We start from the raw sequence: 24,451 nt of genomic DNA, 5'->3' as shown, positions 1-24,451 counted from the left end.
CACCGGCGTGCCGTCGTCAGCCGGTTCCCGCGGAGCCGATTCGGACCCGTTCGCCGGCCGTGGCCTTCCCGCGGGGTCCGGAGAAAGTCGCGGGCCGGCGTGAACAGACACCGGCCGTCATGCGTCGAACAAGGCATGACAATCATGAGTCCCGTCCGGGCGCGAGCATGAAGCCGGCGAACGTGTTCCTCGCCGGTCTGGGTTGCCGGCTGCCGTCCGCCTTCGCCGCGTCCGAGGCCGTCGCCGCGGGCCTGTACGACCCCGCGGTCTTCGCCGAGAGCGCGCTGCGCGGTGTCCTGGTCGCCGGCACGGAACCGGCGCCCGACATGGCCGTCGAGGCCGCCCGGGTGGCGCTCGACCGGTCCCCCGGCGGCGCCGCCTCGATCGGGACGGTGCTGCACGCCTCGACCTTCTACCAGGGCCCCGAGATGTGGTCGCCGTCGGCGTACATCATGCGGGAGCTGGGCATCCGGGGGGCCGGCGGCACCGAGATACGCAACGGGTGCAACGGCATGCTCACCGCCGTCGAGCTGGGGGCCGGCCTGCTGTCGCACCAGTCGGACGACCGGCCGGACATCCTGCTGACCACCGCCGACAACTTCAACTCGCCGTTGATCAACCGGTGGGACAGCGGGCCGATGGGCGTGATCGCCGCCGACGCGGCCAGCTCCGTGGTGCTCAGCGCGACCGGCGGGTTCGCCCGCGTCGACGCGGTCGTCTCCAGGGTCTACCCGGAGTTCGAGGCGATGGCGCGCGGCGACGAGCCGCTGTTCCCGCCCACCGGGTCCTCCGGCCGGCGGATCGACGTCGTGGGCCGCGCCCAGCAGTTCAACGAGCGGGTCAAGGAGATCGACGGGGTGAGCGTCGGCGACGGCATCGCGATCGCCTGCACCGAGACGGCGCGCGCCGCCGTGGGCGAGGCCGGGATCGAGGTGTCCGACCTGCGCTGGGTCCTGGTGCCCAACGGCGACGAGGCGACCACCCGCAACTGCGTCATGGAGCCGCTGGGCCTGGACGTCTCCCGGTCGCAGTGGGAGTTCGGCTGCGGGATCGGGCACGCCTCGGCCAGCGACCAGTTCATCGCGCTCGACCACCTGCTGCGCACCGGCCAACTCGCGGCGGGCGACCACGTCCTGCTCTTCGGCGGGGCTCCGGGCTGGTCGGCCGTGGCCGTGGTCCTCACCATCACCGAACTGCCGGCCTGGGCCTGAGGCGTGTCCGGCGGACGGCGGCCCCGCGACGCCCGGCCCGCGGGCGCCCGCGGCCGGCGGCCGGGGGCGCGGGACGGCGCTGCCGGAACGCCCCGACGCCACCGGCTGCCGGGCCGCTCCGGCGCCCGGTTCCCCCGCCCCGCGGCCGGCGGGCACCGCTTCGCGCGGCAGCGGGCGCCGCTTCCCGTCCCGCCCTGACCCGCCGGACAGGCCCAGGTCAATCGACGAATCCGACATGAGGAGCCCGCGTTGACGACGCAGGAGCAGAACATGGTTCCCGGCCAACCGATCGCCATCGTGGGTATGGCGTGCGTCTTCCCGGGCGCGGACAGCGTTTCGGCGTTCTGGAAGCTGCAACTCGACGGGGTCGACGCCACCGGGGACCTGCCGGGCGACCGGTTCTCCGTCGACGAGTACTACGACCCGCGCCCGCGCACCCCCGGGCGGATCGTCAGCCGCCGCGGCGGCTTCCTGCCGGACATCCGGGGTTTCGACGCCCACTACTTCGGCATATCCGGCCGCGAGGCCAGCCACATGGACCCGCAGCAGCGTCTGCTCCTGCAAACCGCCGCCACCGCCGTGCAGGACGCCGGCCTGACCCCGCGGCAACTCGCCGGCAGCCCGTCCGCCGTCATCGTCGGGCAGCGGACCGTCGACTACTGGGACGTGCTGCGCGCCGCCGGAGCGCTCGACATCTACGCCAACACCGGAACCGCGCGCAGCGTGCTGTCCGGCCGTCTGTCGTACTTCTTCGACCTGCGGGGTCCGAGCACGTCCGTCGACACCGCGTGCTCGTCGTCGCTGGTGGCCGTGCACCAGGCCTGCGGCGCGCTGCGCAGCGGGGAGGCCACCCTGGCGCTGGCCGCCGGCGTCAACCTGGTGCTGACGCCGGAGGAGAGCATCACGTTCTCCCAGGCGGACATGCTCTCCGCCGACGGCCGCTGCAAGTTCGGCGCCCACAACGCCGACGGCTTCGTGCGCAGCGACGGGGTCGGCGCCGTCGTCCTCAAGCCGCTGGCGCAGGCCGAGGCGGACGGCGACCACATCTACGCGGTCATCCACGGCTCGGCGGTGGAGAACGAGGGCCGCAGCAGCGGTTACCTGATGACCCCTTCGGAGACCGGCCAGATCGACACCATGCGGCACGCCTGCCTGCGGGCCGGCGTCGACCCCCGCGACGTCGGCTTCGTGGAGGCGCACGGCACCGGTACCTCCACCGGCGACCCGATCGAACTGCGCAGCCTGGACGCGGTCTACGGCACCGGCGCGGGCCGGCCCGTGGCGGAGCCGCTGCTGGTCGGCTCGGTGAAGACGAACATCGGGCACACCGAGGCGGCGGCCGGTATCGCGGCGGTCATCAAAACGGCGCTGTGCGTCGCGCACGGCGTCGTCCCGCCCAGCCTGCACAGCGGCCGGCTGACCGACGCGGTGGCCTGGGACCGTACGGCGCTGGAGATCCCGCAGACCGCCCGCGAGTGGGGCCGGGACGGCAAACCCCGGTACGCCGCCATCAGTTCGTTCGGCATCTCCGGCACCAACGCCCACGTCGTCCTCGGCGAGCACCGCCCGGCCCCCGTGCCGCCGCCCCCGGCCGAGCCGCGGCCGTACCTGCTCACCCTGTCGGCGCAGACCCCCGCGGCGCTGCGGGAGCTCGCCGAGGCGTACGCGGACCACCTCGGGCCCGACGGGCAGGGGCACCGGGACGAACTGCGCGACATCAGCTTCAGCACGCTGACCCGCAGCACCCATCACCGGCACCGCATGACCGTACTCGCCCTGGAACACGACCAGGCCGCCCAGCAGTTGCGCAAGGGGCGGCCGATCGTCGCCGCCAGGCCCGGGACCGGGTGGAAGACCGTCTTCGTCTTCCCCGGCCAGGGCTCGCAGTGGGCCGGCATGGGGCGGCAACTGCTGCGCACCTCCACGGTCTTCCGCGAGACGATCGAGGAGTGCGACCGGCACGTCCGCGCCGAGCGGGGCTGGTCGGTGATCGACGAGCTCAACAGCGACGACGTGGCGGTCCGGCCGATCGACGTCGTGCAGCCGCTGCTGTGGGCGGTCGAGGTCGGGCTGGCCGCGCTGTGGCAGTCGTGGGGCGTCACCCCCGAGGTGGTGATCGGCCACAGCATGGGCGAGGTGGCGGCCGCCTGCACCGCGGGCGCCCTCACGCTGGCCGACGGCGCGGCGGTGATCTGCCGCCGCAGCGCCCTGCTGCGGGGCATCGCCGGCACCGGGTCCATGGCCGCGGTCGACCTGCCCGCCGACGACCTGCGGCGGGAACTGGCCGACGTACCGGACGTCGACGTCGCGGTGAGCAACGGCCCGCGGCGCACCATCATCTCCGGCCGCACGCAGGCGGTGGAGAAGGTACTCGCCGGCCTGGCCGAACGTGAGGTCTTCGCCAAGACCGTCAAGGTGGACGTCGCCTCGCACAGCAGCCAGGTCGACTCCCTGCTGGCGGCGTTGCGCACCGAACTGGCGTCGGTCCGGCCCCGCAAGGGCCAGGTGCCGCTGCGTTCGACGGTGACCGGGGAGCTGCTGACCGGCGAGGAGCTGGACGCCGGCTACTGGGTGCGCAACCTGCGCGACGAGGTGCTCTTCCACGCCGCCGTCGACGCCGAGATCGCCGGCAGCGCGGCGGCGGCCTTCGTCGAGATCAGCCCGCACCCCATCCTCGGCGCGGCGGTGAAGGAGTGCTTCCCCGACCGGCGCACCGGCGACCAGGTGGTCCCGTCGCTGCTGCGCGACACCGACGACCTGACCGTCATGCTGACCTCCGTCGGGCAACTGCACCAGGCCGGGTACCCGATCCGGCCGGCCGCCCTGTTCGACGAACCGGCCGCCTACGTACGGCTGCCCGCCTATCCCTGGCAGCGCACCGACTTCTGGCCCGAGCCGGCCACCGCGACGGCCACCGCGGCGAGCGGCCCGGCGACCGCGGGGGCCGGCCGCGGCGGGCACCCGCTGCTCGGCGCGCACGTCGCGCTGGACGACGGCGCCCACCGGTGGGAGGGCCCCGTCGACCTGGAGCGCAACGCCTACCTGCTGGACCACCAGGTGCAGGGCCAGGTCATCCTGCCCGGCACCGCCTACGTGGAACTGGCGGTGGCCGCCGCCGCCGAGACGATCGGCACCGACGTCAGCGTCGGCGACATCCGCTACGACAAGGCGCTGTTCTTCACCGCCGACGCCCCGCCTCTGCTGCGGGTGACGCTGCGGCCGGCCGGGCGGCGCTGGACCTTCGAGGTCGCCACCGCCGACGGCACGGACTGGACCGGGCACGCCCACGGCGTGGTCGAGGAGGCGCCCGCCGGCGTACGCATCCTCGACGGCCCCGAGGAGAGCGCCCGGCAGATCACCGACCGCGTCTCCGAACACCTCACCGGCGCCGAGTTCTACCGCCGGTTCGCCGCCCGCGGCAACGACTGGTACGGCGTCTTCCAGGGCATCCGGCAGGTGTGGCGCGGTGACGACGAGGCGCTGTCCGAGGTCGTGGTCCCGGCCGGCCTCGACGGCCACGAGCAGTACCACGTCCACCCGGCGGTGCTCGACGCCTGCGGCCAGGTGCTCGCCGCCACGCTCCCCGACTCGGCCGTCCCCGGCGAGCAGCACGCCTTCATCCTGGGCTCCATCGACGCCTTCCGCCTGCACGCGCCGCTGACCGGGACCCTGCACAACCACGTGGTGCAACGCGACCTGACGGCCGAGTCGTTCAGCGGCGACATCACCGTCCGCGACGACCGGGGCGTGCTGCTGGCCGAGTTCCGCGGCCTGCGGATCCGCTGGCTGCTGCGCCAGGAACAGCCCGGCCGGCTGACCGACTGGCTGTACCGGACGCACTGGACGCCGGCCGCCGCACCCGCGGCGCCGCCGCGACCCGCCGCCGGGGCCTGGCTGGTGTTCGAGGACGAGGAGTTCGGCCCGCGCCTGGCACCGGCGCACGGCGCACGGATCGCGGTGCGGCCCGGCGACCGGTACGAGCGCACCGGCGACGGCGGCTACCGCATCGATCCGTCCCGCCTCGACGACTACGCCCGGCTGCTGCACGAGGCCGGCCGCGACCACCCCGACGGCATCGGCGCCGTGGTCCACCTGTGGGGCATGCGGGCGCCCCGGCCGGCGGCGCGGGTACCGCTGGGGCTCGGCAGCGCGCTGCTGCTGTGCCAGGCACTGTCCGCCATGCGGTCGGACCGTCCCAACCCGCGGCTCGTGCTGGTCACCCGCGGGGCCGAGACGGTCACGGCCGCGGACCCGGCGCCGGACCCCGACCAGTACGCCGTGTGGGGCTTCGGACGCACGGCCGCCAGCGAGCTGTCCGCCTTCCGGCACACCCTCGTCGACCTGGACGCGGGCCACGACACCGCGCAGGTGCGGGCGCTGGCGCACGAGATCGCCGTCGCCGATCCGGCGGAGGACCAGATCGCGTTGCGGGCCGGCGACCGTTACGTCCTGCGGTTGCGGCGTCCGGGGGCGGCGCCCCGGGCCGACGACGTCATCGAGATCGTCCCGGCCGGCGACCGCGCCACCGCCCCGGCGCACCAGGTGGTGCCGGCACGTCCGTTGGCCGACGACGAGGTACGGATCGCCGCGGCCTACGGCGGGGTCACCTTCCGCGACGTGCTCCAGGCCGCCGGCGCGGACCCGGACCCGGACGACGACGGACTGCTGGGCCGGGAGACCGCCGGCGTGGTGACGGCCACCGGCGCCGGCGTGCGGGGGCTTCAGGTGGGTGACCGCGTGGTCGCCCTGGCCCGTCCGGGACTGGCCACCGAGGTCCTGGCGAACCGCCACCTGACCCACCGCCTCCCCGACGGGCTCGGCCTCGCCGACGCCGCCACCGTGCCGGTCGCGTACCTGACCGCCTGGTACGGCCTCATGGAGCTGGCCGCGCTGCGGGAGGGTGAGAAGGTACTCATCCACTCGGCCACCGGCGGGGTGGGACTCGCCGCGATCCAGGTGGCCCGCCGGCAGGGGGCCGAGATCTACGCCACCGCCGGCAGCGAGAAACGGCGGGCGATCCTGCGGACGATGGGCGTCACCCATGTCGCCGACTCCCGGGGCGACTTCGCCGGCCCGCTGCTGGACGCGACCCGGGGCGCGGGGATGGACGTCATCCTCAACTCGCTGACCGGCACGGCCGTCGACCAGAACCTGAGCATGCTGGCCCCCTACGGCCGCTACGTCGAACTGGCCGGGCAGGACCCGGCGGACGGGCACCCGACCGGACCGGCCGGCCTGCCGCGCAACGGCTCCTTCCAGCTCCTGGACGTCGCCGCCCTGTGCCGCGACCACCAGGAACGGGCCGGCGCGCTGCTCGGCCGCGTCCTGCGGCTGATCGCGGCCGGCGAACTGGCGCCCCTGCCGGCCGAGGTCTACCCGATCCAGGACGCCGGCTCGGCGTTCGGCGACATGATCGCCGCCCGGCACATCGGCAAGGTGCTGATCGACCTGCGCACCACCCGGGCGAGCGCGCCGCCGGCCGAGCCGACCCGGATGCGGCCGGACGCCACCTACCTGGTGACCGGCGGCGCCGGCGGCCTCGGCTCCGAACTCGCCCGCTGGCTCGTCGCCCGCGGCGCCCGGCACCTGCTGCTCACCGGCCGTTCCGTACCCGACCCGGACGCGCCGTCCTGGCAGGACGCCGCGGCCCTGATGGACGAGCTGCGCGGCCGGGGCGTCGAGGTGCAGTACGCCCCGGTGGACGCGTCGGACGAGCAGTCGATGCGCCGGTTGATCGAGTACCGCCGCACCGCGGGACGTCCGCCGGTGCGCGGTGTCTTCCACACCGCCGGCGTCTTCTGGTACAGGGCGATCGGCGAGACCACCCTGCGGGACCTCGACACCGTACTGCGGCCGAAGCTGGAGGGCGGCCGCGTTCTCGACCGCCTCTTCGACGACGACCTCGACCACTTCGTGCTGTTCTCCTCGGGTAACGCCCTACTGGCCTCGCCCCAGGTCGCGGCGGCCGCCGCCGCCAACGCGGGCCTCGACGCGATCGCCCGGGGCCGTCGCCGCCGGGGCCGCGCGGCGCTCTCGGTGAACTGGGGCTTCTGGACCGGCAAGGGCATGGCGGCCAAGGCCGGCGCCGAACTCGGACGCAGCCTGATCCCGCGGGGGATGACCGGTTTCACCCCCACGGCGGGACTCGCCGTGCTGGACCACCTGCTGGCCACGGACGCCGGCGACACGGTGGTCATGCCGGTGGACTGGGAGCAGTGGCGGGCCGCCTACCCGGTCGCGGCCGCTTCCCCGTTGCTGCGGGAAGTCGTCGACGGCACGCCGGTGGGACGCGATGCGGCGGCTCCGGTGGGGGGTTCGGCGGCTCCGGCGGGTCTGGTTGCTCCGTCGAGGACGGCACCGGTGGGGGGTTCGGCGGCTCCGGCGGGTTCGGCGGCTCCGGTGAGGTCGGCTCCGGTGGGGGGTTCGGCGGCTCCGGTGAGGTCGGCTCCGGTGAGGTCGGCGGCGGCTCCGGTGAGGACCGCGGCGGCCGTGTCGAGGACCGCACCGGATCGGTTGGACCTCACGTCACGGTGGGAGCCTTCGGGGGCCGTTCGGCGGCCGGAGCCTTCAGCGTCGGGGGCGGCCGGGGTGACGGGGGCCTCGCGGGGGGCGCGGGTGCCGGGGCCGCAGGTGTCGCCGGCCGTTTCGGCGGCACCGGAGGCGCCGACGGGGACGAGGCCGGAGACGAAGCCGGAGACGAGGCCGGCGGAGCCGGTCGCCGATCCGGAGGAGCTGTTCCTGGCCAAGGTCGCAGCCATCCTGCGGGTCGGCTCCGACCACCTCGACCCGGACCGGGACCTCACCAGCCAGGGACTCGACTCCCTGATGGCGGCCCAACTCCGGCAGGAGGTGCAACGCTCGCACGGCGTCCTGCTCCCGATCGGCAAGATCCTGAGCCGGACGACGCTGAGTGAGCTTTCGGCCCAACTGGGGGGTGAGGAGGGGACGGGGTGACGTCTTCTCCTCGGGCGCGGCGGCGGGCGTGCCGGCCGCGCCCGCGCCCGAACCCGTCGAGCTGCCGGGCGGTGCGGGAGGCGGTCCGCCGGGCGGGATGCCCCGTTGACCGATGAACCGGGGGCCGGCCGCGTGCAGGGGCGGCCCCCCGGTCCCCCGTCCACCCCGAACAGCACCCCCGGGCGGCGGCCCCGGCCCCGACGCGGGCGCCGGCCCGGTCCGCGCGCCCGGTCGGGCGGCGCCCGGCCCGGGGCCCGTAACGAGCCGGGAGCCGGGTCCGTAACGAGCCGGGAGCCTCGCGTCCGCCGGGGCGTCGGCAGAGGTCAATCGTTGACGACGACCTGCTTACGCGCTCTTCGGCGCCGCTTGCTGCACGACCTCGAAGGACCACAGCGTGGACCCGCTCGCCGCCGGCTTGGGACGCTCCGCGCCCTCGGCGCCACCGCCCTGGTGGGCCGCCTTCATGGGGCCCTCCATCCAGGCCTGGAAGGACTCCTCGTCACGCCACCGGGTGTAGACGAGGTAATCATCGGTGCCCTCGACCGGCCGGAGCAGCTCGAACCACTCGAACCCGTCGGAACCCTCAACGGCGTGCGCACGGGAGGCGAACCGCTTCTCCAGCACCTCCCGCTGCTCGGCGGGGACGTTCAGTACGTTGATCTTGACTACGCTCATGCCCCCATCCTGCCGTACGGCTGACGGCACGGGGTGAGCGGCGGCCCCGGACGACGGTGCAGCCGAGCCGGCGCGGGACCGGACAGCACACGCCCTCGGCGCGGAGCGCACAACCCCGGGCCCCGGCCCGCTCGTCCGCGCGTCGATCAGGAACCAGCGGCCGACTCCCCACGGGAAGCTCGCAAGCCATCCGGCCTGCGGGGATGAGCTTCCGGCACCCTCAGAGCCCGATCCGCGAACGGCCAACTCGTCGAACAACCGCGCCCGCCCGCGACCACCGCGATCCGCGCAGCACAAAACGTCCTCTTTGCGCATAACTTGGTCATTTACCGGCCGGGGATTGTCTCCGGCCGCACGACCGAAAGGCTCACCCATGCGCTTGTCGCGCACCATCGCCAGCCGCCGGCCCCTTCTGATCGCCGCTACCGCCGCAGCCGCCTTCGCCCTCACCCCCACCCTCGCCCTCGCGGCGTCCCCGGCCGACCCGACCGGCGCCACGCCCTACGTCAACATGGGCCTCCGCGGCGTCAACGGCCTCAACGGTGTGGGGACCAGCGGCGGTCTCGGTGGCCTCGGCGGCACCGGCGGCGCTTCCGGTGCCAACGGCATCGGCGGCAACGGCGGTGACGGCGGGGACGCCACCGACAGCGGGAGCACCGGCGGCGCGGGTGGCGCCGGGGGTGCGGGCGGCGCCAACGGCAACGGCGGCACCGGCGGCCACGGGGGCGCCGCGGCGCTCGGCGGCACCGGCGGCAAAGGCGGCGTGGGCGGTGTCGGCAACGCCGGCGTCGGGGTTCCCGGCGGAAACGGCGGCAACGGCGGCGCCTCCACGGCCGGCGGCGGCCACAAGGGCGGCACCGGCGGGGCCGGCGGCGCCGCCAGTCCGTTGTGCCCCGGCAAGCCCGGCGGCGACGGTACCGACGCCACGTCCACCGCGGACGGCGTCACCGGCGCCACGGGTGCGGCCGGCCGCACCACTCTCCCCTGCTGAGCGGCGCACCGGGCGGGGAGCCCGGACCGCTTCCCGATCCCTCGGCCCGGGAGGGACCCGGAGGTGACGAGCGCGTTCCCCGGGCGGCGCCCCGTGCGGCCACCGGCCCCTGACGGGTGGTGAGCGACGGGGAGCGGCCGGCCTCCCGGCTCCGGCGACGCCGGGGCCAGGAGGCCGCCTCAGTGCCGGAGCACTCACACCGGCAGACCCAGGCCGCTCAAGAGGGCGCCGAGCTGAGGCACGATGCCGTACGCCGCGCCCAGGACAATGCCGATAACGCTGTCGATCAAACCGCCGACGACGGGGAGACCCATGACCCACTCCTTGTGATATGCCGGAAATGACCTCGAAGGGGAGGCTATCCACCGCGGCGCCGTTTTGCCCTGCGCCGACGGCTGTGCCCCGTGATTCAGCCTGATGGTGTGTCCGGTGTCGCCGCGCACCCTCCTTTTCCGGGCCGAGGCCGCCGCGCTCACCGGGCCGGCAGGAGCGCTCCGTTCACCCGGTGGCCCCGCCTGACGGGTTGCGCCGTGGTGGCGGGGCCCCTGAGCCGCTCCGTCCGTATGCCGTCCCGCTGTCGGTCAGCGCCGTCGCGATGCCGGAGCCCGGTAGCCGCGGACCACGCGCTTCCTGGGGCGCCGACGGCCGGCTGACGCCGGGTCGGCTCCGGGGGCCGGGTGTCCGCGGAGCCGCCGTTTTGCCTGCGACGTGCGTCTCCGTCGGGGTCACCCGGGTCACGGCCCCGGGGGCACGGACCGTCAGCCGACACATCCGGGCACGGACGGGGAGCTGCCGGCGCAGTTGTCGGGGATGTTCCCGCCGACGGGGGACGTGGTGACTCATGACGTCCTTCTCGGAACGGCCTGGGACCTGTTCCTGATGGGTGCGGGGCATCCGGCCGGGTGTCGGCTACCCCGTCGCCCCGAGCGTCCCGTACGACGAGGGGGCGCGGGCAGGCCGACGACAGGGCGCGCGGAGTGACGCGCACGGCGGGCACCGGCACCGCACGCCCCGGCGCGGCGGGGGTGCTCGTCGGGCGGAGGGTCGCCCTGCCGCACGCGCCGCGTTCCCCTCCCCCGACGGCGGCCCCACCTCAGGGCGCGCGGCGATGCTCCGGGGCACCCTGGCCACCGCCGGCCGTGGCGGCCGGCGACGGGGACCGGTCCCGCGAACCGGGATCCCGACGCCGACGAAGCCTCATCCGACCAGCGGGCGCTCTTGAGGCCTTCCCCCGAATCCGCCGACCGCCTCATCACCCACCCGCACCGCACCTCACCTCACCTCATTGATGTCACAGAAGTTCCCGAGGCATCTCCTGGTTACGCGGCCGCGGAATCCGCGCCCCCCGTGGAACCCTGGTGGATATGCCGGTTGATCGCGTATCAGGATTTCTGAAGTCCGTCGTCGTTGCCGCTGATCCAGCCGGACCGGTGAAGGCGAGGAAATCGGGCCGGGGTTGAGCCTGCCAGCCGGTACGGGAACCGCGTGACGTGTGTCCCGCGGCCGGACCGGAAAAGATTCGGCGGCGCTGGGGACCGACGTGCTCACCGGGTTCGCCCGTGCCCTGACGGCATCCGACCTGTCCGGCGACGGCTTTCCGGGAGCAGCGGCGGCTTTCGGGAGCGGAGGCGGATTCTCCGGTGCGGGGGCGACTCTTCCGGTGCGGGGCCGGATTTTCCGGTGCGGGGCCGGATTTTCCGGTGCGGGGGCGACTCTTCCGGTGCGGGGCCGGATTTTCCGGTGCGACGGGCGGCGGCCGGGATTCCGATACCCCGATGGCGATTTCCGCAAGTCGGAGCGATTTTTCCCTGCGAACGGGCCATGCGTTTGCGGGCCCCGGCCGGGCGAGTTCCACTGGAGGAGCAAGTGAATCCCCTCATTCCTAGGGAACGATCACATGACTACTGAGCACACGACCATGAACCCGACGATGGTTCTCGACATCGATGTCGAGAACGCGCTGAATCCGGCCGAGATGGAGGGAACGTTCCACGACACGCGTGAGTGCGCCGCACTCGCCCTGCTGAGCGGAACCGCCACCCTCCTGCTCTCGCCCCCCACCCCGCGCCCGAAGAAGAGCTGAGGTCGGACTGCATGGAGCAGCCATCCGCATCCACCCGCCTCGCGGGCGCGGTGCGCGACCTGGCATCGGAGGTGGTCTCCGCCCTGCGGGGCGGGGACCACCCCGGCGTGGTCTGCGCGCCCGCGGGCATCGTGGAGGACGACAAGCTGGGCATCGCGGCGGTGCGCGTACTGGGCGCCGACGTGCTGCTGCCGAGCATCATGAGCCGGCGCCGGCCGGAGGGACTGGACGTGCGGATCCTCCGCCAGGCGCTGACCGCCTTCCCGCCGGGCGCGGACGCCTCGCGGGCCACCGCGTGGAGCCACTGGGCGATGGCCCGCAGCCTGCGCGCCCTGGACCCACCGGTGCCGCACCCCGCCGACGACGAGCCGGACGCCTCGTGGCTGGACACCGCGCCCTGGCAGGCGCTGACCCACCAGGTCTCGCTGCTCGCGGCGCTGGCCGTACCGGGGGGCGACTGCGGGGTGCTGCGGGCGCTGACCCGCCGTCCGCACGATGTGGCGCGCGGCTTCGTGCGGGCCGTTCGCCGGCGCGACTGGCTCCAGGCGGCCGGCGCGGGCCGCTGGCTCGCGGTCCTCGACGACGTGCCGCCGTCCCTGGGACTCGACACCGGTCTGGAGTTCATCCAGCACATGGACGGCGCCGACCCGCGGGTCGCGCTGCACGTGTCGGCCGCGCAGCTGCTGCGGGCCGGAGACCCGCGATGACGGGCGGCCCGGAGCGGGAAGTGGCCACGGCGGCACTGCGCTGGACGGCGGCCAGACGGGACGACTTCGCGTTGCCGCCCGACATCCTCGCGCCGGACACCGACGTCAACCGCACGCTCAAACCCCTCGGCGAGCTGGCCCAGTTGAGCGGTTCGATCCTGCGGCACACCGCGCCGGACGACGAACGGCACCGGCTGGCCCGGGAGTCGGTGGACTGGGCATGGGAGCAGACCGCGCGCGGCGCGCTCTTCGCCGACCTGCTGCGCTGCGAGCCGTTCGCCACCTACCCGCTGGAGATCTACGCCGCGTTCGCCGCGGTCGGCCTGTGCCATCCGCGGGTACAGGACTTCTGCGCGACGATGACCCGCACCCGCGGCTGGCGGCTGCTGGAACAGCCCCCCAACCGGCGGCTGGGGGTGCTCAACTGCGAGGCGCGCACCGGGTTCGTGCCGCACGACGCCGCACCGGTCGTGCTGCGCCGCACCTGGCTCGGCGGACTGCCGGAGCCGTGGACGTTCGAACACGCCTCGGGTTACGCGCTGACCCACACCGTCTTCCACCTGACCGACTGGGGCCGGGCGCCGCAGCGGGTGCCGCCGGACCTGGCGCGGTACCTGACGGTGTGGCTGCCCGCCTGGCTGGACGGCTGTCTGGAGCAGGAGCAGTGGGATCTGGCCTGCGAACTGCTGGCGGTGGCCGCCAGCGTGCCCGGTCCGGGGCCGCGGGACGCCTCGCGGGCGGCGTGGGAGCGGATCGCGGCGGTGCAGCGCCCGGACGGCGCCGTGCCGGAGGCCGGTGCGACCGCCCCGGCCATGGCGGACGGCCGCACGTTCTGGAACTGCTACCACTCCACCCTGGTCGCCGCGTTCGCCGCCACCCTGGCCACCTTCCGGCTCGCGGAGTGCGCACCGCCTGCGGCCGGCGGCGGCTCGCGGCCGGTGCCGGCGGGCGGCGACACGATCGGAGAACCGGTATGAGGGACGTTCGACTCACCCACGACGTGGGGCTGAAGGCGCTGACCTGGCTGCACGCGCACCGCGACGGCTTCCGGCTGGAGCCGGCGGCCGAGGCGGGCGGCTCGTTCCTGGAACGCTTCAAGCCGGTCGGTGAACTCGCCCTGATCTGCAAGGTGTTGTTCCGCGAGGGGGTGGCCGGCTCCCGGCAGGCCGAGCTGGCCCGGCAGTTGCTGGACCACGCCTGGCGCGAGGTGCTGGACGGCGGGCGGGCCCTGGTGGTCGGCCAGCGCCGCGAACCGCTGTCGCCGGTGCCGTTCGAGACGTACGTGCCGTTCCGGGAACTGGGCTACGGCGAACCGGAGTTGGAGCGGGCCATTCGGATCAACCACCGTCTGGGCAGCTGGGCGGCGCTGGAGGTGTCGCCGGTGCGCCGGCTGGGCGTGTGCACCTTCGAGCGCCGCTACGGCATGACGCCGTCCACCCCGCTGCCGGAGGCCGCAGCCCGCACCTGGCTGGCCCGTACCCCCGAACCGTGGACCGTCGAGGGCCACATCGGCTACGACATCACGCACACCGTCTTCCACCTCACCGACTGGGGCGAAAGCCCGCGGGGGCTACCGGACGAGGTCGCGGACTACCTGGCGCTGTGGCTGCCGGTGTGGCTGGACGACTGGACCGACCTGCGCCGCTGGGACCTGCTGGGCGAACTGCTCGTGGTCGACGCCTGCCTGCCGTACCCGTCACTGGACGAGGCGGCCTGGACCGCGCTCGCCGGTGCCCAGTCGCCGGACGGCTCCATGCCGGTCTCCGGCGCCGACGGCGAAGCGGCCGGCGGGAGCGACGGAGGCAACGAGGCGTTCGACCTGCTCTACCATCCGACGCTGGTCGCCGCGTTCGCCTCGGCGCTGGCCACTTCGCGGGCGATGTCCGGTCTGGCCCCGGAACGCGCGTGACCGGCGACCGGCTGGCTGAGGCGGTCGCCGCGGTCGACGCGCCGGACGTGGTCTTCGCGCTGTCCCGCGACGGCCGGCGCTCGGTGCGCTGCGGCGGGTCGGGTCCGGCGCCGTGCGTGCCGCGCGACGAACTGCGGTACGAGGCGGGGTCGGCCTCGAAGTCCTTCACCGCCTTGCTGCTGACCTCGCTGTCGGCGGCCGGGGTGGTCCACGGGCGCGATCCGGCACTGGCCCACCTGGCGCCGGGCCGGCCGGCCGGCGGCGGCCCGGTGCGGCTGGTCCATCTGATGACGCACACCTCCGGCCTGCCCGCGCTGCCCGCCGACCTCTACCCGCGGGCGGTGCCGCGGTGGTCCAGCAACCCCTTCCAGCGCTACGGCCCGGACCGCGTGGTGGCCGCCTTCCTGCGGGCCCGGCCCCGGCACCGGCCGGGCGGTCACTGGCGGTACTCCAACTTCGGGGTCTCGGTGCTCGGCCACGCGCTGTCAGCGGCGGCCGGGGCGCCCTGGCAGGAGCTGATGACGCGCCGGCTGCTGGGACCGCTGGGGCTGGCGCACACCTCGACGCTGGCGACGCCCGGTGCCGACGCGGCCGGCCACCGCAAGGACGGGGTCACCCCGACTCCCCCACTGGACGTCGGGGGCTTCCTGGCGGCCGGCGCGATCCGCGCCACGCCGCACGACCTGCTGACGTTCCTGGAGGCCCACCTGGAACCGGAACGGGTGCCGGACGCCCTGACGCGGCAGGCGCTGACCCTGATGCGCCGTCCGGTGCTGCGCCGCGGGCACGGGCACCGGCACACCCACAGCCTGGGCTGGTTCGTCCATCCCACCGGGAGCGGTCCGGCCTACTTCCACGCCGGAGCGACCAGTGGCCAGCAGGCGTTCCTGGGCTTCCGGCCGGGCACCGGCACCGCGGTCGTCGCCGTCGCCACCCGGCGCTTCCGGCGCGGCGACGGCTTCGTGGCCGCCGCCTACGCCCTGCTGACCGACGACGAGCCGGACGGCGGCCGGTACCGCTGAATCGCTGGCGCGGGTCCGTCGCACGGCTGCGGCGGGACCGCCGCGGACGACGGGTCCGCATGGGCCCGACCCCGATCACCGGCAACAACAGCGCCCCCAGCCGGAGCGACGCCAACAGAACGTCACCCCGTCCGCCCCCTCCCCCGGAGGACGTCCCTCCGTCCAACGGCGTCCAGAAGCAACCGTTCTGAGTCGATAACACCTACGCCAAAGCCCTCACCCACGTCTACCCCGAACAGCATCGACCGGGTCCGCCGCCCCGGCACCCAGCGGCGCTTCCGCTGCCCGGCCGCGCCCCCTCACCTGCGCGGCGCACAACGCCCCGCCGACGCGTCCCGTGTCCCGCGACGCCCCGCCACCGCGTCCCGGCCGCCGGATTCCCGGAGGCGGACCGGCGACGCCGCGGGGTACCGTGTCGGACGCCGCTAGGGTGGAACGATCCGCTGGATGCGTGGGGGCCGCATCCTCGTGCGCACGACCGCCGGGGCACTCGTGCGCACGGCTACCGGGGCGAACACGTCGCACAAGTGCCCGCGCGTGCACCGGAATCCGCGCGTGACGTGCCGTTGACGCGCAGCAGGCTCGACGGCCTGCCCGGAACGGCTACTGTGTGCGGCTCGCGATGACCCGTTGCGCGTGGCTGTCGCCCCCGGCGTGCGGTGCCGGACTTCCCACGGGATCACAACGCGGCCCGGCGCCACCGGCGTTCGTCGTCGGGGACGGCGCACCGTTGCAGGAGTGGAACGAGCGAGGAACGGAACGGACCATGTCAGATGTGAAACACCTGGAGTCGATCGACGACATCGGCCAGAACGCCTGGGACGGACTGGTGCCGGGCAGCCGCTTCTACCAGAGCCACGCCTGGCTGCGGGGACAGGAACGGCCCGACTTCGCCACCGCCGGCTACGTCACGGTCATGAACGACGGCGCTCTCGCCGCCGCGACCCCCTACTACGACTTCCCGGCGCGGACCGCCCCGCCGCTGCCCGACGTCGCCCAGGGGTACCGGGTGCTCAGAGTGGGCACCCGCACCGGAAACCACAACGAGTTCCTCGTGTCGGAAAACCCCGGACGCGAGTCGGAAAACCCCGGACGCGTGTCGGAAGACCCGGAGAAGGCCCGGGAGTTGCTCGGCGACCTGGTCGCCGGGGTCGCGGAGAAGGCCGCGGACCTGGGGTGCGACGCGCTGCTCTTCGACTGCCTCACCACCGACAGCCTCCGCCGGCTGGCGGGGCTGTATCCGGTGCAGGCCCAACTGCGCGCCGCCGAGGCCGTGTTGCGCAACGACGGCGGCACCTTCGCGTCGTACCGGGGGATGCTCGGCCGCAACGCCGTCAAGCGCGACTACGAGATACGCCGGTTCGAGAACTCCGGGCTGCGGATGGAGACGGCGCCGCTCTCCGAGTGCGTCGACGAGTTCGCGCCGCTGGTGGGTCAGACCATGGACCGCTACAGCGCCTCCCTCGACCCCGCGGAGATCCACGCCTTCCTCAGCGTGCAGGCGCGTTGCCTGGACGGCCTGAGCACGGTGTTCCGCTGCGTCGACGAAGAGGGGCGGCTGGTCGGCGGCAACCTCTGCTTCGCCTGGCGCGACACGTTCTACGCGCGGGTGGCCGGCTTCGACTACACGCGGACCCGTAACGCCTTCGAGTACTTCAACGCCGTGTACTACGCCCCGTTGCGGCACATGGAGGGCGCGGGGATGACCTCCTTGCACCTGGGGCTCTCCGCCCTGGAGGCGAAGGTGCGCCGCGGGGCGTCGGTGTGCCCGCTCTGGGCCGCCGTCGTACCGCTCCCGCTCACCGCGAACGCCGGGCTGCGGCGCGACGTGGCGGCGGACCGGAAGCTGGCCGACGCGCTGATGACCGAGGCCGGCGGCGGCACGGACCCCGAGGAGTGGGATCTGGCGTCGATCGGACCACTGTAGGGGGCGCGTACAGCACCGGGCGGACTTCCGGTGCGCAGCGGTCCGGCAGCGGATTTCCGTTCACCGCCCCATGGGTGCCCGAAACACCGGTGCGGCGCGGGAGGGAATGAACGCCGTCAGCTTGCCGTCCGACAATCCGGTCGGCCGGAACAGCGTATCGACATGCCGCGGGGTGAATATCCGGCGAAGGCCATCGCCGGTGCGCCGGAGACATCGCGGGCCCGGGTCCGGCCGGCCGGGACGCGCGGGCCGTTCCCGCAGTTCACCGGCCCACTGGGGAAAAATACCGACCTCCCCGGCGATGGGTTCCGCAGGACGGATCGCCCGCCGCCTCTATCGCATCGAAGACGTCCATCGTTTATCGCTTTGAAAACGTCCATCGTTCCGGAGCCGTTATCGCTCTGCCACCGCTGACCGTTCCGTAAAGGCCGCCGAGCGGTCACGGAAACGCGTTGGCGGCGTATGTCATGACGTGCTAGGGTCCTACGCATTCTATTCACGAGATACCGGCCGGGGGGCGGCAGTGGAAGCATTCGACGGAGAAGTCCGTGATCTGCTGAAGGGCAATGCGAACTTTCGCAACGTCTGGATCGGGGAGACGGCGGCGCACTTCGGCGCCCAGCTGACGAACTTCCTGCTGCCGCTGATCGCGGTCACCCATCTCGCGGTGGACGGAACGGGCGTCGGACTGCTGTCCGCGGTCCAGTTCGTGCCCATCGTCGTCCTGTCGCTGCTCGCCGGGGTGATGGTCGACCGCCACCCGCCGCGCCGCACCCTGGTCATCAGCTGCCTCGCCCGGGGCGGAGCGCTCGCCCTGCTCGGCGTCTTCCAGGCCGCCGGCGGCCTGACCTTCACACAACTGGTGATCGCCGCGGCCGTCATCGGAACCGCCACCGTCTTCTACGAGGTGGCCTACCAGTCGACCCTCCCCAAGATCGTGCCGGTCGGCTCCATCACCACGGCCAACGGCCTCCACCAGGCCACGTATTCGATCAGCACCCTGGCCGGGCCCTCGGCGGCCGGCTTCCTCATCGGCAGGCTGGGGCTGTCGTCCGCCCTCGCGGTGACCGCCGCCCTCTTCGTGGGCGCCGCGATCAGCGGAGCGTTCCTGCGCGGCGTCGAGGCACCCCCGCAGCCGCGCGAGTCGGCGCTGCGGACCATCCGTTCCGGTCTGCGCTACACCTGGTCGCTGCGCCCGATCCGGGACCTGTGCGTCCAGGCCGGCCTGTCGAACCTGCACGAGCAGGCGTTCCTCACCGTCTTCCTGGTGTTCGCGGTCCGCGACCTGCACATGAGCGGCGCCACCGTGGGTGTGATCGTCGGCATCGGAAGCGCGGGTGCCCTGGCCGGCTCCCTCCTCGCATCGCGGCTGGCCGCCCGTTCGACCGTGGGCTTCATGCTGACCCTGGGGGTCGTCCTCGCCGCCGCCGGCCTGCTCCTCGTCCCGGTCGTCGCGCAGATCGGGATCTACGTCGTCGTACTCGCCTCCGTCGCCACCGTGGTGAACGGCTTCGGGGTGGCCCTGTTCAACGTGTTCGCGGTGAGCCTGCGCCAGGCCATCCCCCAGGAGAGCCAACTGGGAGCGGTGACCGCGAGCTACCGGCTGATCGCGCTCGGGACGCTGCCGCTCGGCGCCCTGCTCGGCGGCGTACTGTGCGACCTCATCTCGCCCCGCGGGGCGATCTGGGCGGTCGGCCTGTCCTACCTCGTCGTCTCCTTCTGGCTGATGTTCTCCCCGCTCCGGACGGCACGCACGCTGGAGGAGGCCCAGGAGCTCGGCCGTCCGGCCGGCCCCCGTGAGCCGGCGCCCGAGCCGAGCCGGACCTCAGCGTCCTGATCGCGGCTTCTGGTCGCCGTGCCTCCCGCGCGCATGGCATGGTTCCGTCCCCGGGCCAGCTGGGCCCCGAAGGCTGAACAAAGGAACGATCGATGACCCCGTCAACGGATGTGCTGATCTTCTCCAAGCGGTTCATCGGAGGAGTCCGTACCGTGGCGCAGATCCTCACGGAGTCCGGCAGGCGTCCCGTCCTGGTGTCGGACGAGCCGGCGGACGTCAATCGGGACGCGTGTGCCGCCCACATCGTGGTGGACTGGGACGCCGACGACCTCGAACAGCTCGTGAAGGCGGTGGACGCGGCGGGGGTGGTCCCGAGCGCGGTCGTCAACTTCGTCGAGCCGCTGATCGGTTGGCAGATCCGGGTGACGCGGCACTACGGGCTGCCCGGCGGGGAAGCGGGCAGGGAAATCCTGTTGAGCAAGGCGAAGGTGCGCGAGGAGATGCGCCGCCTCGGCCTTTCCGGCGTACGGTTCGCCGCCGGGCCGGTGGGGTCCCTGGACGCGCGGTGCGTCACCGGCTACCCCGTCATCGTCAAGCCGGCCCAGGACTCCGGATCGTCCCGGCTGGTACGTCGGGCCGACGACGCCGCGCAACTCGACGCGCACCTGCGGGAGATCGGCGAGTCCGCCGGCGCCGGGCTCCACGTCATCGTGGAGCAGTACGTGGAGGGAACGGAGTTCTCCATGGACGGTCCGGTGACGGCCGGCCGGTTCCACGCCCTGCTCGTCGTGGAGAAGACGGAGCACGACGAACGCCGCCACCACGATGCCGGCCTGCGGATCACGCCGCCGCCGTCGGAGCACGTCCGCCGCGGTGCCCAGGAGCTGGCGGGCAGGATCACCGCGCTGTGCGGCGGGTCGGAGATCACCAGCGGGTGGCTCCACGTCGAGGGGCGAGCGGCCCGTGACGGGTCCGTCGAACTCATCGAGATCAACCCGCGGCCGGGCGGCGGGCTCCACCGCGCCGCGACCATCCGCACCTGCGGAGTCGATCCCATCCACGCCTCGGTGCTGATGGCCCTCGGAGTGGACGAGCCCATGGACGGCGCGGCCGGTCTCGCGGACCGCACCCGGAGTGACGAGTTGCTCGCACTCCTGCCCTTCGAGGCGGACCGGACGGGGGTCCTGGTCAGCGCCACGCCCCTGGACGAACTCAAGCGCATTCCCGGGGTGGTGGACGGCTACCAGTTCGAGAACTTCCGGGTGACCTCGATGGACCAGGAGAACTTCTTCACCGAGACGCTCATCACCGCCGACAGCGTCGAAGGGCTCAGCGAGGTGGCACGCCGGGTCGAAGCCGCGTTCACCTTCACCTTCGAGTGACCTCGCGGGTCTCGCGGGTAAGGCGGGGCCCGGGGACGGCTCAGGGAGGACAAGCCGCCCCCGCACCGCCTGCACCGCCCGCACCGAAAGAACAAGCCCCTGCACCGCCCACCCCGAAATGGCCGCCCTCACCCAGAAAGCCCCCGCCGCGTCGCAATTGGCGAAACAGCGGAAAGCGACCGCACCGCATCTCGATTCCGACGATTGCCCGCCGAGTGGCGAAAGTTTCCCGCGCGTCAATTCGGACAAGCATCCCATCCCCATCGGCCGGTTTCTCGCGCGATACGAACCGCCGCCAACAGGCTCATAACACGAGCTATTTGACGGACGCCCGCTTTCCGGTCCACGTCCCCACGGGAACAGGGAATTAATCAATACTGTTGACATGCGCCGGATCCGCCCTGCTACTGTGCCCAGGAATTTTCCATATACCACCTCACCGCCAGGAGAATGAGACTAAAGATGGCTTATTCCAGGCGCTCCACTCCTCCGTGGATGAATGAGCGATGGCGCATCGGATGGGGCACCGGCCTGGTGTTCGTGACCTATGCGGGACTCATCGCCGCCCGGCCCACGTCGGCGCACGGCGGCGTGGGAGGACCGGTGGCGTTGCTGGCCCTGCTGGGCTACACGGTGGGCGCCATGCTCATCGTCTCCGGCGCCGTCGACCGCCTGCCTCCCACGACCGTGGCCCTCCTGCCGGTGGCCATCACGGTGGACATCGTGATGGGCAAGATCGTCTACTTCAGCGGACTTCCGCTTCAGCTCGACTCGATCGGCACCGTGCTGGTGGGAGTGGTCGCGGGACCGGCCGCCGGAGCCGCGACCGGGGCCCTCGCCAACGTCATCGTGGGCATGACGATCACGCCCGGGGCGCTGCCCTACGCGGTGACGGCGGCCGTGATCGGCTTCACGGCGGGCATGCTGGCGCGCCTGGGGCTGTTCCGGCGGCTGCCCACGGCGGTGCTCGCCGGCCTCGTGATCGGTGTGGTGGCCGGCGTCGTCTCCGCCCCCATCACCGCGTTCGTCTTCGGGAACGCCAGCGGATCGGTCGGCGAGTCCGCCGTGCTCGCCACGTTCCAGGCGTTCGGGAACGGGATGCTCAAGGCGGCCACCCTGCAAGGGCTGGTGGCGGACCCGCTGGACAAGGTTTTGACGGTGATCCTCGCGATGGCCATCCTGAAGGGCCTGCCACCGGGCTTCACCCACCGCTTCCCCTTCGTCCGGGACCACCGCGTCCTGTCACCGCGGGCCAATACCGTCAGGACCGCGAAGGCGTCCACGGTCGTGAAGGCGGGGTGAACTCGATGCGAGAAACAGTTCATGCGTCCGGCACGTCGCGCATTCACCGGCTCAACCCGGTCACCAAGCTCACGTTCGCGGTCGCCGTGACCGTCTGCGCTTTCGCCATGGTGGATTACCGCTGGCCCCTGCTGCTCTTCTGTGTGGTCGTCCTCCCCGCCGCGATCGCCGCCGGGGTGGTGCGGCGTTTCCTGCTCATGCTCGCGGCGCTGTGGGCCCCGGTGGCCGTGGCCGTCCTGCTCGTCCAGGGATTCTTCTTCCCCGGGGCCCACGACGTGATCGCCCGGCTCGGCCCGCTGAAACTGTCGTCGGAAGGCGTCTCCTTCGCCGTCCAGACGGCCCTGCACATCCTGGTCCTGATGGGCGGCTTCTTCCTCCTTCTGCTCACCACGCACGCCAGCGCCCTGATGAGTGCGCTGAGCGAGCGCAAGGTGTCGCCGAACGTCATCTACATCGTCTCGGCCGCCGTGCAGATCGTGCCGACGTTCAACCGCCGGGCCACCAGCATCCTGCACGCGCAGCAGGCACGCGGCCAGACGATCCACGGCCTGCGGGGGCGGATGCGGGCCCTGGCGCCGCTGATGGGCCCGCTGGTGCTGAGCGCCTTCATCGACGTGGGGGAACGCGCCGCCGCCATGGAGACCCGCGGCTTCGGCGCCACCCGGCGGCCCACGAATCTCACCGTGGTCGCCGATAGCGGGGCCCAACGGGGCCTGCGCGCGGCCATGTTGCTCTGCGCGCTCGTCTCGATCGTCGTCAACGTCTGGGGGGTCGTGCGGTGATCGAGGTCGAGAAGCTTTCCTTCAGCTACCCCACCGGTTCCCGGCCGGCGCTCGTCGACGTCAGCTTCGCCGTCCGGCCCGCCGAACTGTGCGCGGTGGTGGGCGGCGACGGAGCGGGCAAGAGCACGCTGGCGGGCGTGGTGAGCGGCACCGTTCCCCATCTCACCGGTGGTGACGTCGAGGGCTCGGTCCGGGTCAACGGCAGGACCCTCGCCGACGCCCCGCTGTCGGGCCTGGTGGGCGAGGTCGGCCTGGTCATGCAGAACCCGTTCAACCAGATCTCCGGCGCCCGCTTCTCCGTGCGCGAGGAACTGGCCTTCGGCCTGGAGAACCTAGGCGTTCCCCGCGACGAGATGGCCGAACGGGTCGACACCGTCATGCGGGAGCTCGGACTCGCCAAGGTGCGCGACCGGTCGCCGTACGAACTGTCGGGCGGCCAGCAGCAGTTGCTGGCCATCGGATCCGTGCTGGTCATGCGCCCCGGCGTCATGGTGCTGGACGAACCCACCTCGCAGCTGGACTCGGCCGGCTGCGACCTGGTCTTCGCGGCGCTGGACACCCTCAAGGAGCAGGGGATCACCACCTTGTTGATCGAACACCGCATGGAGCGCCTGGCGCGCGAGGCCGACCGCGTCCTCGTACTCGAACACGGGACGATCGTGGCGGACGGCACGCCCGGCGAGGTGCTGGCCGACGAGCGGCTGGAGAAGTGGGGTGTCGCGCCCCTGCGTTACACCGTGGCCGCACGCCGGGCCGCGGCACGACAGCTCTGGCCGGCCGGAAAGCCGCTGCCGGTCACGCTCGACGCCGCCGTCGAAGGGTTCGGCGGAACGGTGGAATCCTTCGACGGCGGAGGCCCGCGATGATCCTGCGCATCGACTCCCTGACATTCCGCTACCCCAACGGCACCACGGCCCTGGACGGCGTGTCCTTCGGCGTCGAGGCGGGCGAACGGGTGGCGCTCGTCGGCCCCAACGGCGCGGGCAAGAGCACGCTGGCGCGTCATCTCATCGGCATCGAGCGCCCGGCGTCCGGCACCATCGAGATCGACGGCCGGCGGACCGACGGGCTCGCCATCGCCGAACTCGCCCGCACGGTGGGCTTCGTCTTCCAGAACCCGGACGACCAGCTGCACGCGTCCAGCGTCGCCAAGGAGGTGGGGTTCGGGCCGCGCAACCTGCGCTTCGCGCCCGACCGCCGCAAGGAGCTGGTGGAGTCCGCGCTGCGCAGGACCGGGCTGACGGACCTCGTCGACGCCCACCCGCACCACCTGTCGCTCGGCGAACGCAAACGCGTCGCGCTGGCATCCGTACTGGCCATGGACACGCCGGTCGTGGTGCTCGACGAGCCGACCACCGGCCAGGACCACCGGTCGGTCGCGCTGCTGGGGAACCTGGTCGACGAACTGGCCGCCGAGGGCCGGACCGTGCTCGCCGTCACCCACGACATGGACTTCTGCGCGGAGCACTTCGACCGGGTGATCGCCCTGGAGGACGGCCGCATCGTCGCGGACGGCCCCGTCGAGCACTGGCTGGCCCGGGCGTCCCGGCCCACCGGCCACGCGTTCGAACTCCCCCAGCTGACCCGGCTGGGCCGCCGCCTGGGCTGGCAGACCCCGGTGGCGACCGTGGAGGGGTTCCTGGACCGCCTGACCTCCGACGCCCACGACACGGCGGAGGCGCCGGCGGGGCCGTGAGGGTGTGAGGGCGCGGCGGGGGCGTCCGCTCCA

Annotated in this window: 16 protein-coding genes; 15 read left to right on the top strand and 1 reads right to left on the bottom strand. The window is 73.2% G+C overall.

Annotated elements, in window-relative coordinates; genetic code table 11:
* Positions 1 to 167 precede the first annotated feature (167 nt).
* The gene (locus POF43_RS11290; protein WP_271312355.1) at positions 168 to 1,211 is read left to right on the top strand and encodes a ketoacyl-ACP synthase III family protein; all 1,044 of its coding nucleotides are present in this window, start codon (positions 168 to 170) and stop codon (positions 1,209 to 1,211) included.
* A gap of 249 nt (positions 1,212 to 1,460) precedes the next feature.
* Positions 1,461 to 8,165, top strand: coding sequence for a type I polyketide synthase (locus POF43_RS11285; protein WP_282704534.1), 6,705 nt, complete (start codon positions 1,461 to 1,463; stop codon positions 8,163 to 8,165).
* Between the two features lie 345 nt (positions 8,166 to 8,510).
* Here the strand turns inward: POF43_RS11285 and POF43_RS11280 are convergent, their stop codons facing one another.
* Positions 8,511 to 8,840, bottom strand: a complete 330-nt coding sequence (locus POF43_RS11280; protein ID WP_271318086.1) for an antibiotic biosynthesis monooxygenase family protein — start codon at positions 8,838 to 8,840, stop codon at positions 8,511 to 8,513.
* A 373-nt stretch (positions 8,841 to 9,213) separates the two neighbouring features.
* Between POF43_RS11280 and POF43_RS11275 the strand changes: the two genes are divergently transcribed.
* The 13 genes from POF43_RS11275 (at position 9,214) to POF43_RS11215 (ending at position 24,418) form a co-directional block, all read left to right on the top strand.
* On the top strand, positions 9,214 to 9,831 hold the full coding sequence (locus POF43_RS11275; RefSeq protein WP_271322941.1) for a hypothetical protein: 618 nt from the start codon (positions 9,214 to 9,216) through the stop codon (positions 9,829 to 9,831).
* A 1,897-nt stretch (positions 9,832 to 11,728) separates the two neighbouring features.
* Positions 11,729 to 11,914, top strand: a complete 186-nt coding sequence (locus POF43_RS11270) for a hypothetical protein (RefSeq protein WP_271315697.1) — start codon at positions 11,729 to 11,731, stop codon at positions 11,912 to 11,914.
* Between the two features lie 11 nt (positions 11,915 to 11,925).
* A complete protein-coding gene (locus tag POF43_RS11265; RefSeq protein ID WP_271322942.1) occupies positions 11,926 to 12,621 on the top strand; it encodes a hypothetical protein in 696 nt (231 codons plus the stop codon).
* Positions 12,618 to 13,598 carry a DUF6895 family protein gene (locus tag POF43_RS11260; RefSeq protein WP_271322943.1) on the top strand — a complete coding sequence of 327 codons (981 nt, stop codon included), beginning with the start codon at positions 12,618 to 12,620 and terminating at the stop codon, positions 13,596 to 13,598. Before POF43_RS11265 ends, POF43_RS11260 begins: the two co-directional genes overlap by 4 nt.
* Positions 13,595 to 14,530: a DUF6895 family protein gene (locus POF43_RS11255; RefSeq protein ID WP_271322944.1), complete on the top strand. Its 936-nt coding sequence runs from the start codon at positions 13,595 to 13,597 to the stop codon at positions 14,528 to 14,530. Before POF43_RS11260 ends, POF43_RS11255 begins: the two co-directional genes overlap by 4 nt.
* A complete protein-coding gene (locus POF43_RS11250; RefSeq protein WP_271322945.1) occupies positions 14,527 to 15,552 on the top strand; it encodes a serine hydrolase domain-containing protein in 1,026 nt (341 codons plus the stop codon). Before POF43_RS11255 ends, POF43_RS11250 begins: the two co-directional genes overlap by 4 nt.
* 766 nt (positions 15,553 to 16,318) lie before the next feature.
* The gene (locus POF43_RS11245; RefSeq protein WP_271322946.1) at positions 16,319 to 17,479 is read left to right on the top strand and encodes a GNAT family N-acetyltransferase; all 1,161 of its coding nucleotides are present in this window, start codon (positions 16,319 to 16,321) and stop codon (positions 17,477 to 17,479) included.
* Between the two features lie 523 nt (positions 17,480 to 18,002).
* A complete protein-coding gene (locus tag POF43_RS11240; protein ID WP_271322947.1) occupies positions 18,003 to 19,316 on the top strand; it encodes an MFS transporter in 1,314 nt (437 codons plus the stop codon).
* A gap of 92 nt (positions 19,317 to 19,408) precedes the next feature.
* Positions 19,409 to 20,638 (top strand): ATP-grasp domain-containing protein, encoded by a 1,230-nt coding sequence (locus POF43_RS11235; protein WP_271322949.1) that lies wholly within the window; start codon positions 19,409 to 19,411, stop codon positions 20,636 to 20,638.
* A gap of 495 nt (positions 20,639 to 21,133) precedes the next feature.
* Positions 21,134 to 21,940, top strand: coding sequence for a hypothetical protein (locus POF43_RS11230; RefSeq protein ID WP_271317114.1), 807 nt, complete (start codon positions 21,134 to 21,136; stop codon positions 21,938 to 21,940).
* A 5-nt stretch (positions 21,941 to 21,945) separates the two neighbouring features.
* Positions 21,946 to 22,722, top strand: a complete 777-nt coding sequence (locus tag POF43_RS11225) for an energy-coupling factor transporter transmembrane component T family protein (protein WP_271317115.1) — start codon at positions 21,946 to 21,948, stop codon at positions 22,720 to 22,722.
* Complete coding sequence (locus tag POF43_RS11220) at positions 22,719 to 23,588, top strand: energy-coupling factor ABC transporter ATP-binding protein (RefSeq protein ID WP_271322950.1); 870 nt, start codon at positions 22,719 to 22,721, stop codon at positions 23,586 to 23,588. Before POF43_RS11225 ends, POF43_RS11220 begins: the two co-directional genes overlap by 4 nt.
* A complete protein-coding gene (locus POF43_RS11215) occupies positions 23,585 to 24,418 on the top strand; it encodes an energy-coupling factor ABC transporter ATP-binding protein (protein WP_271322951.1) in 834 nt (277 codons plus the stop codon). Before POF43_RS11220 ends, POF43_RS11215 begins: the two co-directional genes overlap by 4 nt.
* Positions 24,419 to 24,451: the final 33 nt, after the last annotated feature.

This window comes from Streptantibioticus silvisoli, assembly GCF_027947535.2.
Classification (GTDB): domain Bacteria; phylum Actinomycetota; class Actinomycetes; order Streptomycetales; family Streptomycetaceae; genus Streptantibioticus_C; species Streptantibioticus_C silvisoli.
Note: the sequence above shows the minus strand (reverse complement) of the source record. Positions and strands in the feature narration are given on the sequence as shown.

Coding starts and splice junctions, on each gene's coding strand:
- POF43_RS11290 (WP_271312355.1), top strand. CDS start 168: ATGAAGCCGGCGAACGTGTTCCTCGCCGGTCTGGGTTGCCGGCTGCCG.
- POF43_RS11280 (WP_271318086.1), bottom strand. CDS start 8,840: ATGAGCGTAGTCAAGATCAACGTACTGAACGTCCCCGCCGAGCAGCGG.
- POF43_RS11275 (WP_271322941.1), top strand. CDS start 9,214: ATGCGCTTGTCGCGCACCATCGCCAGCCGCCGGCCCCTTCTGATCGCC.
- POF43_RS11270 (WP_271315697.1), top strand. CDS start 11,729: ATGACTACTGAGCACACGACCATGAACCCGACGATGGTTCTCGACATC.
- POF43_RS11265 (WP_271322942.1), top strand. CDS start 11,926: ATGGAGCAGCCATCCGCATCCACCCGCCTCGCGGGCGCGGTGCGCGAC.
- POF43_RS11260 (WP_271322943.1), top strand. CDS start 12,618: ATGACGGGCGGCCCGGAGCGGGAAGTGGCCACGGCGGCACTGCGCTGG.
- POF43_RS11255 (WP_271322944.1), top strand. CDS start 13,595: ATGAGGGACGTTCGACTCACCCACGACGTGGGGCTGAAGGCGCTGACC.
- POF43_RS11245 (WP_271322946.1), top strand. CDS start 16,319: ATGTCAGATGTGAAACACCTGGAGTCGATCGACGACATCGGCCAGAAC.
- POF43_RS11235 (WP_271322949.1), top strand. CDS start 19,409: ATGACCCCGTCAACGGATGTGCTGATCTTCTCCAAGCGGTTCATCGGA.
- POF43_RS11230 (WP_271317114.1), top strand. CDS start 21,134: ATGAATGAGCGATGGCGCATCGGATGGGGCACCGGCCTGGTGTTCGTG.
- POF43_RS11225 (WP_271317115.1), top strand. CDS start 21,946: ATGCGAGAAACAGTTCATGCGTCCGGCACGTCGCGCATTCACCGGCTC.
- POF43_RS11215 (WP_271322951.1), top strand. CDS start 23,585: ATGATCCTGCGCATCGACTCCCTGACATTCCGCTACCCCAACGGCACC.